Source organism: Flavitalea sp., assembly GCF_035489435.1.
Lineage (GTDB): Bacteria > Bacteroidota > Bacteroidia > Chitinophagales > Chitinophagaceae > DATHKG01.
In genome coordinates, this window is the sequence record NZ_DATHKG010000094.1 from 39,614 (window position 1) to 52,969 (window position 13,356).

Genomic DNA, 13,356 nt, shown 5'->3' on the forward strand with positions numbered 1-13,356 from the left:
GAGGAATTAGATTTTTGTGAGAAGCTTGAGTCATCATAGCGAAAAACTTGTTACAATCTGTGTTTAATAATCATGTAAATTTGCCTTGAATAAGTTCTTTACTATATTTCTTCATCATGCGGATAAGGTTTTACTTAATGTAAATTAATAGGGAATTGTGTGCGAATCACAAGCTGTCCCGCAACTGTAAGTAACACAAACAATTTTTATCCTTGTTGTCCACTGCCCGGTTAACCGGTGTGGGAAGGACGGTAAAAATGTTACAAGTCAGGAGACCTGCCTTTTCGTATTGACAATGCTTTCGTGGAATGAAGCGGGATGTCAATTGATGTACATATAATTATCCAGGCATTCTTGTGCCTTTTTATGTGTGCCTGATTCGATTCACCTTCCTGACATAAAACATTGCGAGGTTTAGCAAAAGAGCTTTAAACTGATTTTTTCATTTTAAAAGCAAAACATGCAAACGCACAACTTAGGCTACCCGAGGATAGGCAGCCAAAGGGAATTAAAAAAAGCATCTGAACTCTATTGGTCGGGCAAAATTCCTTTACAACAATTATTACAGACGGGCAAGACAATCCGCCTGCAGAATTGGCTATTACAAAAAGACGCAGGCATTGACCTGGTACCTTGCAACGATTTTTCTTATTACGACCAGGTGCTTGATACAAGTATTATGGTTGGTGCAATCCCGGAAAGGTATCATTCATTGGTTGAAGCAAAGCAATTGAACGATATCGATTTGCTCTTTGCGATGGCAAGAGGCTATCAAAAAGATGGCTTTGATATCACCGCTATGGAAATGACAAAATGGTTCGATACCAATTATCATTATATAGTTCCTGAATTTACTGCCAATCAGAAATTTACCTTGTATTCAAACAAAATACGGTCAGAATTTTTAGAAGCAAAACAAAATGAGATTAATGCAAAACCTGTGTTGTTGGGACCAATATCGTATTTGCTGCTTGGTAAAGAAAAAGAAAGCGGTTTTCACAGACTTGAATTGATTAAAAATTTATTGCCCGTTTACCTGGAAATACTGAAAAATCTGGATGAAACGAATGTTCATTATGTGCAGTTTGATGAGCCCTGTTTATCATTGGATTTAAGCGAAGCTGAAAGAACGGTAATTGTCAAAACATATCAGGAAATTAAAAATAAGTTTCCTCACCTGCACATCATTTTAGCTAGTTATTTTGAATGTTATGGCAACAATCTGCAAACAGTATTGGGCCTTCCCGTACAAACCATCCATCTTGACCTGGTACGCTGTCCATCACAGTTAGACGATATCTTAGCGACTGATTTTGTAAAGACAAAAACAAATCTTTCATTAGGTGTTGTTGATGGTAGAAATATCTGGAAAAATAATTTTCAACAATCCCTTACATTTATTGATAAAGCAGTTGAAAAAATAGGTTCTGCCAGAGTTTGGATAGCTCCGTCTTGTTCACTGATTCATTCGCCTTGCGACCTGGATCTGGAAACAAACAACGAAACGCTGACCCCGGAAATAAAACAATGGCTTGCATTTGCTAAACAAAAAATTGACGAGGTGGTAACACTGAAACAACTGGCAAATAAAGAAAATACTGAAGCGGCGAATATCAAATGGCGGGAAAATCTAAAAGCAAATGAAAGCCGGAAAACTTCCACCCTTATTCATAACCAGGAGGTAAAGCAACGTGTTGCCGCAATCACTGAAAATGATACAAAGCGTACAAACGATTTTTCGATAAGAAAAATAGCTCAACATAAAGCACTTCGTTTACCCTTGTTTCCAACAACCACAATAGGTTCGTTTCCACAAACAACCGAGGTTAGAAGCTGGAGAGCTAACTTAAAAAAGGGTGAACTTACACAAGAGCAGTACGATGAGCTGATTGCAAAAGAAACGATAAAGGCAATCCGCTGGCAGGAAGAAACAGGCATCGACGTTTTGGTACATGGTGAGTTTGAACGTAACGATATGGTTGAATATTTTGGTGAACAACTGGAGGGATTTACATTTTCTAAGAATGGCTGGGTACAGAGTTACGGCAGCCGCTGCGTAAAACCCCCAATCATTTTTGGCGATGTCAGCAGGTCGGCACCGATGACATTACGTTGGACTTCTTTTGCACAATCACTTACCAAACAATGGGTAAAAGGAATGCTGACCGGGCCGGTTACCATCCTACAATGGAGCTTCGTCCGCAACGACCAGCCACGCAGCGAAACCTGCACCCAGATTGCATTGGCTATTCGTGATGAGGTGGTTGATCTGGAAAAAGCAGGTATAAAAATTATACAGATTGATGAGCCTGCTATCCGCGAAGGTTTGCCCCTTCGTAAAGAGAATTGGCAGGAGTATTTGCAATGGGCGGTTCGTGCCTTTAAAATATCTGCCAGCGGTGTAACAGATGATACACAGATTCATACACACATGTGTTATTCTGAATTCAATGACATCATCCAAAACATTGCCGATATGGACGCTGATGTTATTACCATAGAATGCAGCCGGTCGCAAATGGAATTATTGGATGCTTTTGCCGACTTCAAATATCCAAATGAAATTGGCCCTGGCGTGTATGATATCCATTCACCAAGAGTTCCATCAAAGGCAGAAATGATAGCTCTGATGGAAAAAGCAAAGGCTGTAGTGCCTGCAGATCAGCTTTGGATAAACCCCGATTGCGGGTTGAAGACAAGACATTGGGACGAAACAAAAAAAGCGTTAATGGAGATGGTAAATGCCGCAAAAGAATTGCGTGAGGCGGTGAAAGTTCCGGTTGCTTAATAATGATTTCATAAAAATACATGCAGCCAATTCTTCGGGATTTGGTTTCCACGGATTATGCAAAAGAAAAGCCCCTGCAAATCGCAGGGGCTTTAATAACAGCCCTGCGCTGTCCATTTTAAAAATTCAATACCAGGAATTGAACGATGAATTCAAAACATGAAGAAAAATATTGCCCTCGTTGCAATGCCAGCTTCACTTGCAAGATCGGAGACATCCAGCAATGTCAATGCAACACTGTTGACCTTACAGTAGAAGCGCGGTCTTTTTTGGAAAAAACATTTTATGATTGTCTTTGCCGGAATTGCCTGGACCAAATTAACAACCAGGTAAAAGTCGCGAAAGGACATAGTTTTCCGGGCCAAAAGGAGTTGTTGATCGAAGGCCTGCATTACTACAAAGAAAACGGATGCTGGATATTCACGGAGTTATATCATATACTGAGGGGCCATTGTTGTAATAATGGCTGCAGGCACTGCGTGTATGGATTTAAGTTGAAATAAACTTTTCGGGAACTATAATGTCCATTTTAATGCCTTGTTTGACCGGCAGACTGTTTGGTGCTTGGAGATAGGGTCTGTACTGTGATAATTTTAATATCTGAAATAAAAAATTATCAACAATGAAAAAAACTTCAAACATTCTTGCCAGTAGCATGCTCAGTAGTGCACTGGCTTTTCAAGGTACAATCGGCAACGCCCAGGGCGTATCACATACGAGTATGCCTTCTGTGGAGACTATCCGTCCCTTTCATGTCGAGATACCGAAAACAGACCTAAAGGATCTTCGGAGGCGTATTCAAACTACACGATGGCCCGACAAAGAAACTGTAGCTGATCAATCGCAGGGAGTACAGCTGGCCAAGCTCCAGGAACTGGTACGCTATTGGGGAAACGAATACGACTGGCGCAAAGGTGAAGCAAAACTCAATGCTTTCCCCCAGTTCATGACAAAGATTGATGGGGTGGATATTCACTTCATACATGTTAAGTCGCGCCATGCTAATGCACTGCCACTGATCATAACCCACGGCTGGCCTGGCTCGGTTTTCGAGCAAATCAAGCTCATTGATCCCCTGACAGATCCAGTTAAATATGGCGGTAGTGCAGAAGACGCCTTCGATGTTGTGATCCCATCCCTTCCGGGTTTTGGATTCTCAGGCCGGCCAATCGAGGCAGGCTGGGGTCTTGAACGTATTGGCCGTACCTGGGATGTTCTTATGAAGCGCATTGGTTATTCACGTTATGTTGCACAAGGCGGCGACTGGGGTGCGGGGGTTGTAGAGGCGATGGGTCGTCAGGCTCCGGCCGGATTACTTGGTATCCATACAAACTTACCGGCAGCAATAACCAACGAAGTCGGTGCGGTTCTCGGTGGTGCACCCGTTCCTGCGGAGTTCACAGAGAAAGAACGCGCAGCTATTGGTGACCTCGGAAATTTTCTCCAAAACGGTGGCTTATCCTACCTGGTGATGATGGGCGCGCGGCCGCAGGCTGTTGGCTACGGACTTACTGACTCACCAGCCGGGCTCGCAGGATGGATGCTGGTACATGGTGGTTTCGATAAATGGACATTTGGCAAGGATCCTAAGCAATCCCCTTCGATCGATGATGTGCTCGACAATTTTTCATTGTATTGGCTCACGAACACCCTGGCTTCATCATCAAGAATATACTGGGAAAATCGCGGCAAAAACTTAATAAGCGCAGCTGATCAAAAAACAAACGAGATCAGGATACCAGTTGCGATCACCGTTTTTCCTGATGAGGTTATCCGGGCACAGGAGTCATGGGCAAGGAAGGCTTTTCCCAATCTCATTTACTTTCGCGAAGCCGAACGTGGTGGCCACTTTGCAATGTGGGAGTACCCGGATCTTTTTGCTTCAGAATTACGTGCTGCGTTTAAGTCTCTACGTTAGTACGATGATAGGGTGGAAGCATCATAAGTATTTACAAGGACAATAAACACAAAGGCTAATCCGTACCCTAAAAATTTTATTAACTGAGAAAATAAAGCAGTTAATCATCGCTTCAGACTTTATCATAAATATTAATCAATAAAAAATAACACAATGGACACCGTTAAGCAATCAACCAAAGTATTATATACTGCAAAAACACATACAACCGGGGGGCGTGAAAATGGTGTTGCAAAAAGCTCAGATGGCAGCCTGGAAATTAAATTAGCACCTCCAGGCTCAGGTAAAAGCGGAACCAATCCTGAACAGTTATTTGCCGCCGGATGGTCGGCCTGTTTTGAAGGAGCAATGGATATTGCTGCACGCAAAATGCGGACAACAATTCCAGTAGATACCGCAATTGATGCGGAGGTTGATCTCTGTTTAGAAAATGGAGGGTATGTGCTGCAGGCACGCCTCAATATAAGTCTGCCCGGGTTGGATAGAGAAATAGCACAGCAAATTGTAGAAAAGGCACATCAAACATGTCCGTATTCAAAAGCGATTTCAGGGAACGTCAAGGTTGAGATTAACCTGGTGTAGAATATTAACCGGGCATAAAAAAGTCCGGTTTTTTTTTCGAAGTCTCAAATATAAAAATGTCGGGATTTAGGAAGTCTTAATCTGACGAAATAAAATTTCAATAATGGAAAATTTTAAACACCTGATCTCCGCTTTAAAGAAAATAAACTAATAAATATTTTTTCAGATCTTAATGAATAAAAATGATAAAGTTTAAAGGTTTCATCAACTATGTTCTTGCGATAACTTTAGTCGCGGTTTCGATTCCGGGTTTAGGGTTGGCACAGCAACCCGGAATCAAACGTATCGACCTGCAGCGTTATGATCTTAGTGCTCCTGGCCGGGAGGTGGTGCAGGTTCGGGTTGACTTCGATGCAGGAACTGCGTTCGGCAAACACTCTCACCCTGGTGAAGAAATTATATATGTTATTGAAGGCGTATTTGAATACCAGGTAGCGGGCAAGCCACCTGTGACACTTAAGGCGGGCGAAGTTTTATTTATTCCGGCTGGAACAATACATTCTGCAAAGAACGTCGGCACAGGTAACGCGGCAGAGCTCGCTACTTATGTGGTAGAAAAAGGAAAGCCACTTTTAGTCATGACGAAATAATTAGCTAATTTCAAACCAGGCCGGTTTCACATTTATATAGTCTCAGCAATGCAGTTGTATTCTCCTGTGTTGCTGTTTTTTTTGAATAGATCCTGAATAAATAAAGGGTCTGCGGTAGCTGCGCCTGTTTATCCACTTACAGGGAAGATAGTGTGCACAATAGCCGCGGCCTTTCGTAATTTCGTAATAACAGCATTAACCACCCGAAATTATACTACGATGAACGCAGCGGAAGTATTGAGATTGCATATTTCTAAAACCACAACCTTCCCAGGGGAACAATTCGAATATTTTTTTTCGCATTTCAAACTTCTGTCTTTCACGAAAGGGCAGGCTCTTATATCCGAAGGTGATAAGGTGGATTATGAGTATTTTGTATTGAGCGGTTGCCTCAAATCATTTTATATAAATGACGAGGCAAAAATGTTCATTCTTCAATTTGCAATGCCAACCTGGTGGACCTCCGATTATAATGCCCTATATAATGGCAACCGGGCAACGATTAATGTCGACTGTATTACTGATGCTGAAGTATTAGGTCTTTCCGGTATTGACCGGGAAAAATTGTGTAAAGAAATTCATGAAGCGGAATACTTCTTCAGATGGCGCACCAATAAAGGTTTTGTGGCTTTACAGAAAAGGCTATTGTCATTTATGAACAGCGATGCGAAACATCGTTATGAAGAACTCATCCTTCTATACCCCGAATTGTACAATATCGTTCCCAAACATCTGATCGCGGCTTACCTGGGGGTTTCCAGGGAAACGCTAAGCCGTCTTTATACTCCTGAAAAGTGACATAGATCACAAAAGCAATCCTTCTTTTTAAATGTGATATAGGTCACGTAATGACTCCTCATTTCCTATACATCTTTGTGATGTAATAAAAACATATTAAAATGAAAAGGCAAAATTTTGAAATCGCAGTTGCTCAAAGCAACATTGAATGGACAGGCCGCAAAATAACCGGGGCCCATTTCGGAACAATATCCCTTAAACATGGCAAATTCACTGTAGATGACGGCAAACTAACTGGAGGCAGATTTATTATTGATATTGCTTCGATTAAAATTCTTGACCTGGCTGATCCGGGTACAAGTGCGCAGTTTGCGGATCACCTTGCCTCGGAAGACTTTTTTGGGACAGCGCAATATCCTGAAGCTACATTTGAAATTACGGAGGTAAACAACAATCACATCGAGGGAAATCTAACCATCAAAGGAATTACGCATCCAATTGGATTCGATGCCAGCGTTAACATCGGGGACGAAATCTTAAATGCCTCAGGTGTGATCGTGGTGGATCGTACTAAATATGGTATAAAGTTTCGCTCAGGAAATTTCTTCAAAAACCTCGGAGATACGCTTATCTACAATGATTTTGATCTTAATGTAAACATCACCGCCAAAGCTGCATAGTCAGTTTTGGCTCAAAAATTAATACAATGCCATACGTAAAAATTGAGTTGACCCGCGAAGGTGTTACCCGCGAACAAAAACAACAATTAATAAAAGGAGTTACCGACCTGATCACGGACGTACTAAACAAAGATCCGCACCTGACGCATGTTGTTATACAAGAGATAAACCTGGATGATTGGGGCTATGCAGGAGAACAGGTATCTGTATTGCGTGAACATGGGATAACTGCTGATAAAAAATAATAAAATGAAAAAGCAAACTATAATTATAACCGGGGCTTCTTCGGGAATTGGTAAAGAAGTAGCAAAACATTTTCTTAAAAACGGCGATAATGTCGTGATAAATTCAACTACTGCGGAAAAGTTGGAAAAGGTATATTACGAACTGGGAGCAGGGCCAAACCTGGCCATGGTAGCGGGCGACATAAGAGACAGGAGCACCGGTGAACAGCTTATATCAATAGCAATTGAAAAATTCGGATCTGCCGATGTTTTAGTTAATAATGCCGGCATATTTGAAACGAAACCCTTTCTTGAAGTGGACGAGGTTTACCTTGACCGCTTTTTGAACACAAATCTGAAAGGGACTTTCTTTACAACGCAGGCTGTCCTTCCCCAAATGATAAAACAGCAGGATGGAGTAGTCATTAATATTGGTACCCCTTTGGTTAACCAGGGTTTTGGTGGTATTCCAATTACAGCGGCGATGTCAAGCAAGGGAGCTGTTCATTCCTTAACAATACAACTGGCAGCTGAGTTTGGCCGGGATAATATAAGGGTGAATACAATTGCCCCGGGAACTATCCGCACGCCAATGCATGGTGTTGAAGTTGATAAGAGCGCCGGGCTGCATCTTGTTAATCGGGTAGGTGAAGTGGAAGATGTGGCCGAAATGGTCTTTGCTGTAGCAAAAAGCAGGTTCATAACCGGTGCTATTATAAATGTAGATGGTGGTTTGGCAGCCGGCTATAACCTTAATTGATATTTTCAAAACAGTCATTAATAGCTTTGCTGACTTCTATCGTGAGGAAGCAGGCAAAAAACACAAGATATGGAAACGATAGATACAAATTCAGCTGTCATTTCGCAGGTGCTGGAAGATTATTATTTCAAAGGAATTTATGAAGGCGATTTAGAATTGCTAACCCATATTTATTATCCCGGCACTTTGCTTTTTGGAGATGTGAAAGGTGAGCCATATTTCAGAACGCTTGACCAGTATTTCCATGCTGTTAAAAACCGGCAAAGTCCGAAAGATTCAGGAAAACCTTTTAAGGGAGAAATTATTTCCATCAGGATGGTAAACTCAATTGCAATTGCTGAACTAAAAGTCTCGATGTACGATTTTTACTATCATGAGTTCCTTTCTTTCCATAAGTTTGAGGGCAGGTGGGTGATAGTAAATAAAATGATGAGTGATTTAAATAAATGATTTGTGATCTAAATTAATAACTTCAAAAATCATGTGGTACAATACGAAGGTCACAAAATTACTGGGTATCGATTACCCGATCCTGCAGGGTCCTTTTGGTGGCAATCTTTCTTCTGTCGAACTGGTGGCAACAGTATCGAACGCCGGGGGGCTGGGCGGCTATGGGGCTTATACTTTGAGTCCCGACGAAATTGTTGAACTAGATACCAGGATCAGGGCTTCAACCGATAAACCTTATAATATCAATCTATGGGTTTCGGATTCCGATACCCTGGATGGGACCGTAACCAATGATCAATACGAAGGAGTCAAAAAGATATTCGAACCCTATTTTGATCGGGCGGGTATTGAAATGCCTGGAAAACCGGGACCTTTCAGATCAAGATTCGAAAACCAGGTTCAGACAATATTGGATATTCGTCCCAGGCTATTCAGTTTTGTATTCGGTATACCATCCGCGGATATTTTGGAGCAATGCAGGAAATCTGGAATCAGAACAGCCGGGGCCGCTACAACCCTGGATGAAGCGATAGCCCTTGATGAAGCTGGTGTGGATATGATCATTGCTTCCGGTTTTGAAGCCGGGGGGCATCGTCCATCATTTTTAGCAGCTGCAGAACAATCCACTATAGGTACTTTTGTGTTATTGCAATTGATAAAAGATAAAGTGAAGACACCTGTTATAGCTGCAGGTGGTATAGCCAATGGCCGGGGTATAGCAGCTGCATTTACGCTGGGCGCCGATGCAGTCCAGGTAGGCACTGCTTTTTTAGCCTGCGATGAGTCCGGGGCCTTACCGGTACATAGGCGCATGTTGTTATCAGATGCTTCAAAATATACCAGCTTATCCCGGGTCTTTACTGGCAGGCTTGGCCGTGGCATCACAACAACTCTCGCTACTGACCTGGTTGGTAAAGAAAAACAATTATTACCTTTTCCCTTGCAGGCCAATTTTATGTCATCCTTAAGGAAAGCCGCCATAGATCAACAGAATTGGAACATGATCCTTTTCTGGAGCGGACAGATCGCACCGATACTCCATCATACAAAAGCATGGGAACTGATGCAGTCGTTAATTGAAGAAACAACTGAAATTATTGATCGGCGAAACGAATAGGCAATCGATTTGTACAGATCATTGCGTAGATTGTTGTTCGACAATCTTAAGGTGGAGTTTCAGCAAGACACCGAAGGGGAAGTGATTCGCTTTTTCGAATTAGTAAAAATGGCAAAACAGCCTTACAAAATCAAAATAAGCATATGGCCACATACGCAAAATATAAGGTCAAAAAAATGAGTCCCCAACTGCTTGTAGCTGACATTAAGAATTCCATTGAATTTTATAAGAAAATCCTGAATTTCGACCTGGATTTCCAATATGAACAATTTTATGCCGGGATGTCACAGGGCAATTGTTCGATTCATCTTAAATCTGGAAGTTCTTCAATAGAAGAAAGAAAAAACAGGAACAATAAGGAAGATCTTGACCTGGTATTTTCAGTTGATGGTATTGAAGATTTATATCAGGAACTTTCAAATAAGAACATAGAGATTCTCCAACCGCTACGCAACATGCCCTATGGAAAGGAGTTTTATATCGCTGACCCGGATGGTTATATTATTGGTTTTATAACAGAAGCTTAAATTTAAAACTATGAGTACTCAAAATTTAATTGCAGAAGCAGAAAGAACTATTGAAGTTTCTATTGACACTGTCTGGAAAGCACTGATTGACCCTGCCTTGATTAAAGACTATATGTTTGGTACAACAGTCATTTCGGATTGGACAAAAGGAAGCTCCATAACATGGAAAGGAGAGATGAAGGGCAAAAAGTATGAAGACAAGGGGGAAATCCTTGAGGTTATTCCCGAAAAGGAATTAAAATACAGTCATTTTAGTCCATTATCGGGACAGCCTGACAAACCGGAAAACTATCATACTGTTGACATCACGCTGAAGGCTGAAAAAGATCAGACTGTTATAAAACTGACACAAGATAAAAATGGCTCCGAAAAAAGCAAAAAAGAAGCCGAACAAAATTGGAATTTGATGCTTGACAGTCTAAAAAAGCTCCTGGAGAAGTAGATCATCGTAGTTTGTCAAGGATTATTATAATCTGGTGTAAAGAATTCATCATTTCTTTTAAGTTTTGACAAATTTATATTTAGTACGGATTGATACTAATTATAAACTATGTTCAGAAATTATTTTTCTATATTTATTCGAAACGTCAGACGTCATAAATGGTTTGCTTTTATCAACCTGGTAGGTCTTACAGTAGGAATTACAGTTTGTCTGCAAGTTTTCATATTTATTAACTATGAAAAAGGTTTCGATAAACTTCATTCGAAGAATATTTACCGGGTACTCGAACTAAAACAGGAAAAAGGAGAAGCAGTTACCAGAAAAGTAGCGCAAACGGCATCTCCGGTTGGCCCGGCACTTAAATCCGAATTTCCCCAGGTCAGGAATTTTACGAGAATCATTTCAGCAGACAAAATTCCCTTACAATCAAAGGGTAGGGCTGTTGTGATGGCAACATTATATGGTGCAGATTCCACATTTTTCCAGGTATTCGATTTTCCTCTAGTAGTTGGTGATATTGCTACTGCCCTGAAGCAGCCCAATAGTATCGTTGTGACTCAGGCACTGTCCAAATCGCTCTTTGGTTCGGTCAATTCTTTGGGGAGATGGATCAGACATGAAGGGCGGGATACTACAGAATACATGGTCACGGGGATAATGGAAGATGTATCCGAACAATCACACCTGCAGTTCGATGCTTTGTACTCCATGAGTACGCATGTAGGACTCGACACAATCAGTGACTGGGAAATGGACTGGCTCTTTACCTATGTTGAACTGGCAAAGGATTCCCGGGTATCCGAATTTGAATCCAGGCTTCCCTCTTTTCTTGACAAACATATGGCCAGGGTTCCGGAAAATGGGATAGCCCTTTTTTTACAACCGCTTCATGAAACCCATCTTAATTCAGGTGATATAACCCGAGATGCGTTGAACAAAAAAAAGTTCAATGGTAGCTATCTTCCGGTATTGATTGCTATAGCGCTATTCGTGCTCGCATTGGCGATTATCAATTATATCAACCTGAGTACTGCGCGTTCCTTTACACGGGCCAGGGAAGTTGCAGTACGGAAATCAATCGGCGCGGGCCGCTTTCAGATAGTTATACAGTTTCTAATTGAAACTATTTGTTTCTCTTTCGTGGCTTTTATTATCAGTTTCGCCATTGCGTTGTTGTTTACTCCTTTATTTAGCCGGGTAACGAATCGGAATATGGATTTCAACCCACTTGATCAACCAATTTTGGTCCCGGCCTTTATTGGTCTGACTTTATTTACCGGCTTGTTATCCGGAATTTTTCCGGCGATTTCATTGGCAAATCTTAAACCCGTAAATGCATTAAAAGGAAAAATATTTACAACACACCGATCGCAGATCAGGAGCATCCTCGTGGTTCTGCAATTTGCGATTTCCACTACTTTATCGATGGTTACGCTACATGTTATTCGTCAACTAAATTTCATAAGTGACTATGATATGGGTTTCAATAAAGAGGCTGTGATTGTTTTGCCCGTTAGTTATACAGAAATGCAAAGGGAGCAAATTATGATGCGTGATATGAAAATGGTCCCGGGTGTTCAGGACCTTACTGGTTCCCTGAGAAGACTGGGAAACAACAATCTGGATCGCAACAGTATAGTATTTTATAGTGAACAAGGAAATCGCGAAATATCCTGTACCAATCTCTTTGTGGATTTCAATTATTGCGCTTTCTACCAGATTCCTATTCTTGCCGGCCGCGACCTTTCGCCTGCTTTTGCCAATGATCGTAACCGTATGTCTTTTGTGATCAATGAATCGTTGGCGCATAGACTTATGGAGAATGCTTCCGACTCCGGTAGTTCTTACTCAAATCTCATTGGTAAGCCTATACGTTATAATTTTGATGACTCAATGGGAACGATTGTAGGAGTCGTGCGGGATTTTAACTTTAATTCACTTCATCAAAAAGTAGAGCCGGCTTGTATCACGTATCAAAATGAATATTATTTCTCTGATCTGTCAATTCGCCTGGACCAGACGCGAAAAAGGAAAGTGATTGAAGGCCTTCAGCGAGTGTGGAAGGAGTTTCTGCCGAACCAGCAATTCTCATACAATTACCTCGACGAACAATTAGAAAACCTATATCAATCTGATAAGCAGATAAGCCAGTATGCTGTTGTTTTTACGGCTTTGTCACTTGTCGTTGCCTGCCTTGGCATCATCGGGATCGCGGCATTTAACATAGAACGAAGAGTGAAAGAAATAGGAGTAAGAAAAGTATTCGGTGCGACAGCCCATAGCATTTTATTTTTATTATCCGGTGATTTTCTCAAACTGGTCCTGATGGGTATTGTTGCGGCAATCCCGGTTTCATTACTGGTCATAAATCGTTGGAAGCAAAACTTTGCTTACCGCGCAGATACTGCCTGGTGGCTATTTGCTTTATGTGGCATTATTGTTTTGTGCATAGCACAACTGACTATAAGTTTTCAGGCTATCAGGGCTGCAGCGGCAAATCCTGTGAAAAGTTTGCGGGCGGCGGAATAATCTGGCTGGCA

14 protein-coding genes and 1 riboswitch are annotated in these 13,356 nt (G+C 41.5%); all 14 genes read left to right on the forward strand.

Annotated features, from left to right (window positions below; genetic code table 11):
* The first annotated feature begins 108 nt into the window (after positions 1-108).
* A riboswitch (cobalamin riboswitch) is annotated at positions 109-298 on the forward strand.
* 162 nt (positions 299-460) lie between these two features.
* Complete coding sequence (gene metE, locus VK664_RS15010; RefSeq protein ID WP_461399494.1) at positions 461-2,788, forward strand: 5-methyltetrahydropteroyltriglutamate--homocysteine S-methyltransferase; 2,328 nt, start codon at positions 461-463, stop codon at positions 2,786-2,788.
* A 215-nt stretch (positions 2,789-3,003) separates the two neighbouring features.
* A complete protein-coding gene (locus VK664_RS15015) occupies positions 3,004-3,291 on the forward strand; it encodes a DUF5522 domain-containing protein (RefSeq protein ID WP_461399564.1) in 288 nt (95 codons plus the stop codon).
* 119 nt (positions 3,292-3,410) lie between these two features.
* Positions 3,411-4,706 (forward strand): epoxide hydrolase family protein, encoded by a 1,296-nt coding sequence (locus VK664_RS15020; protein WP_461399495.1) that lies wholly within the window; start codon positions 3,411-3,413, stop codon positions 4,704-4,706.
* 153 nt (positions 4,707-4,859) lie between these two features.
* The gene (locus VK664_RS15025; protein WP_461399496.1) at positions 4,860-5,288 is read left to right on the forward strand and encodes an organic hydroperoxide resistance protein; all 429 of its coding nucleotides are present in this window, start codon (positions 4,860-4,862) and stop codon (positions 5,286-5,288) included.
* Between the two features lie 182 nt (positions 5,289-5,470).
* Positions 5,471-5,878 carry a cupin domain-containing protein gene (locus tag VK664_RS15030; RefSeq protein ID WP_461399497.1) on the forward strand — a complete coding sequence of 136 codons (408 nt, stop codon included), beginning with the start codon at positions 5,471-5,473 and terminating at the stop codon, positions 5,876-5,878.
* 219 nt (positions 5,879-6,097) lie between these two features.
* On the forward strand, positions 6,098-6,676 hold the full coding sequence (locus VK664_RS15035) for a Crp/Fnr family transcriptional regulator (RefSeq protein WP_461399498.1): 579 nt from the start codon (positions 6,098-6,100) through the stop codon (positions 6,674-6,676).
* 101 nt (positions 6,677-6,777) lie between these two features.
* Positions 6,778-7,296 (forward strand): YceI family protein, encoded by a 519-nt coding sequence (locus VK664_RS15040; protein WP_461399499.1) that lies wholly within the window; start codon positions 6,778-6,780, stop codon positions 7,294-7,296.
* A gap of 26 nt (positions 7,297-7,322) precedes the next feature.
* On the forward strand, positions 7,323-7,541 hold the full coding sequence (locus VK664_RS15045) for a tautomerase family protein (RefSeq protein ID WP_461399500.1): 219 nt from the start codon (positions 7,323-7,325) through the stop codon (positions 7,539-7,541).
* A 4-nt stretch (positions 7,542-7,545) separates the two neighbouring features.
* On the forward strand, positions 7,546-8,280 hold the full coding sequence (locus VK664_RS15050) for an SDR family NAD(P)-dependent oxidoreductase (protein ID WP_461399501.1): 735 nt from the start codon (positions 7,546-7,548) through the stop codon (positions 8,278-8,280).
* Between the two features lie 69 nt (positions 8,281-8,349).
* Positions 8,350-8,730: a nuclear transport factor 2 family protein gene (locus VK664_RS15055; protein WP_461399502.1), complete on the forward strand. Its 381-nt coding sequence runs from the start codon at positions 8,350-8,352 to the stop codon at positions 8,728-8,730.
* A gap of 31 nt (positions 8,731-8,761) precedes the next feature.
* Positions 8,762-9,847 (forward strand): NAD(P)H-dependent flavin oxidoreductase, encoded by a 1,086-nt coding sequence (locus tag VK664_RS15060; RefSeq protein WP_461399503.1) that lies wholly within the window; start codon positions 8,762-8,764, stop codon positions 9,845-9,847.
* 143 nt (positions 9,848-9,990) lie between these two features.
* Positions 9,991-10,374: a VOC family protein gene (locus tag VK664_RS15065; protein ID WP_461399504.1), complete on the forward strand. Its 384-nt coding sequence runs from the start codon at positions 9,991-9,993 to the stop codon at positions 10,372-10,374.
* A gap of 10 nt (positions 10,375-10,384) precedes the next feature.
* Positions 10,385-10,816, forward strand: a complete 432-nt coding sequence (locus tag VK664_RS15070) for an SRPBCC family protein (protein ID WP_461399505.1) — start codon at positions 10,385-10,387, stop codon at positions 10,814-10,816.
* A 108-nt stretch (positions 10,817-10,924) separates the two neighbouring features.
* Complete coding sequence (locus tag VK664_RS15075; RefSeq protein ID WP_461399506.1) at positions 10,925-13,345, forward strand: FtsX-like permease family protein; 2,421 nt, start codon at positions 10,925-10,927, stop codon at positions 13,343-13,345.
* Positions 13,346-13,356: the final 11 nt, after the last annotated feature.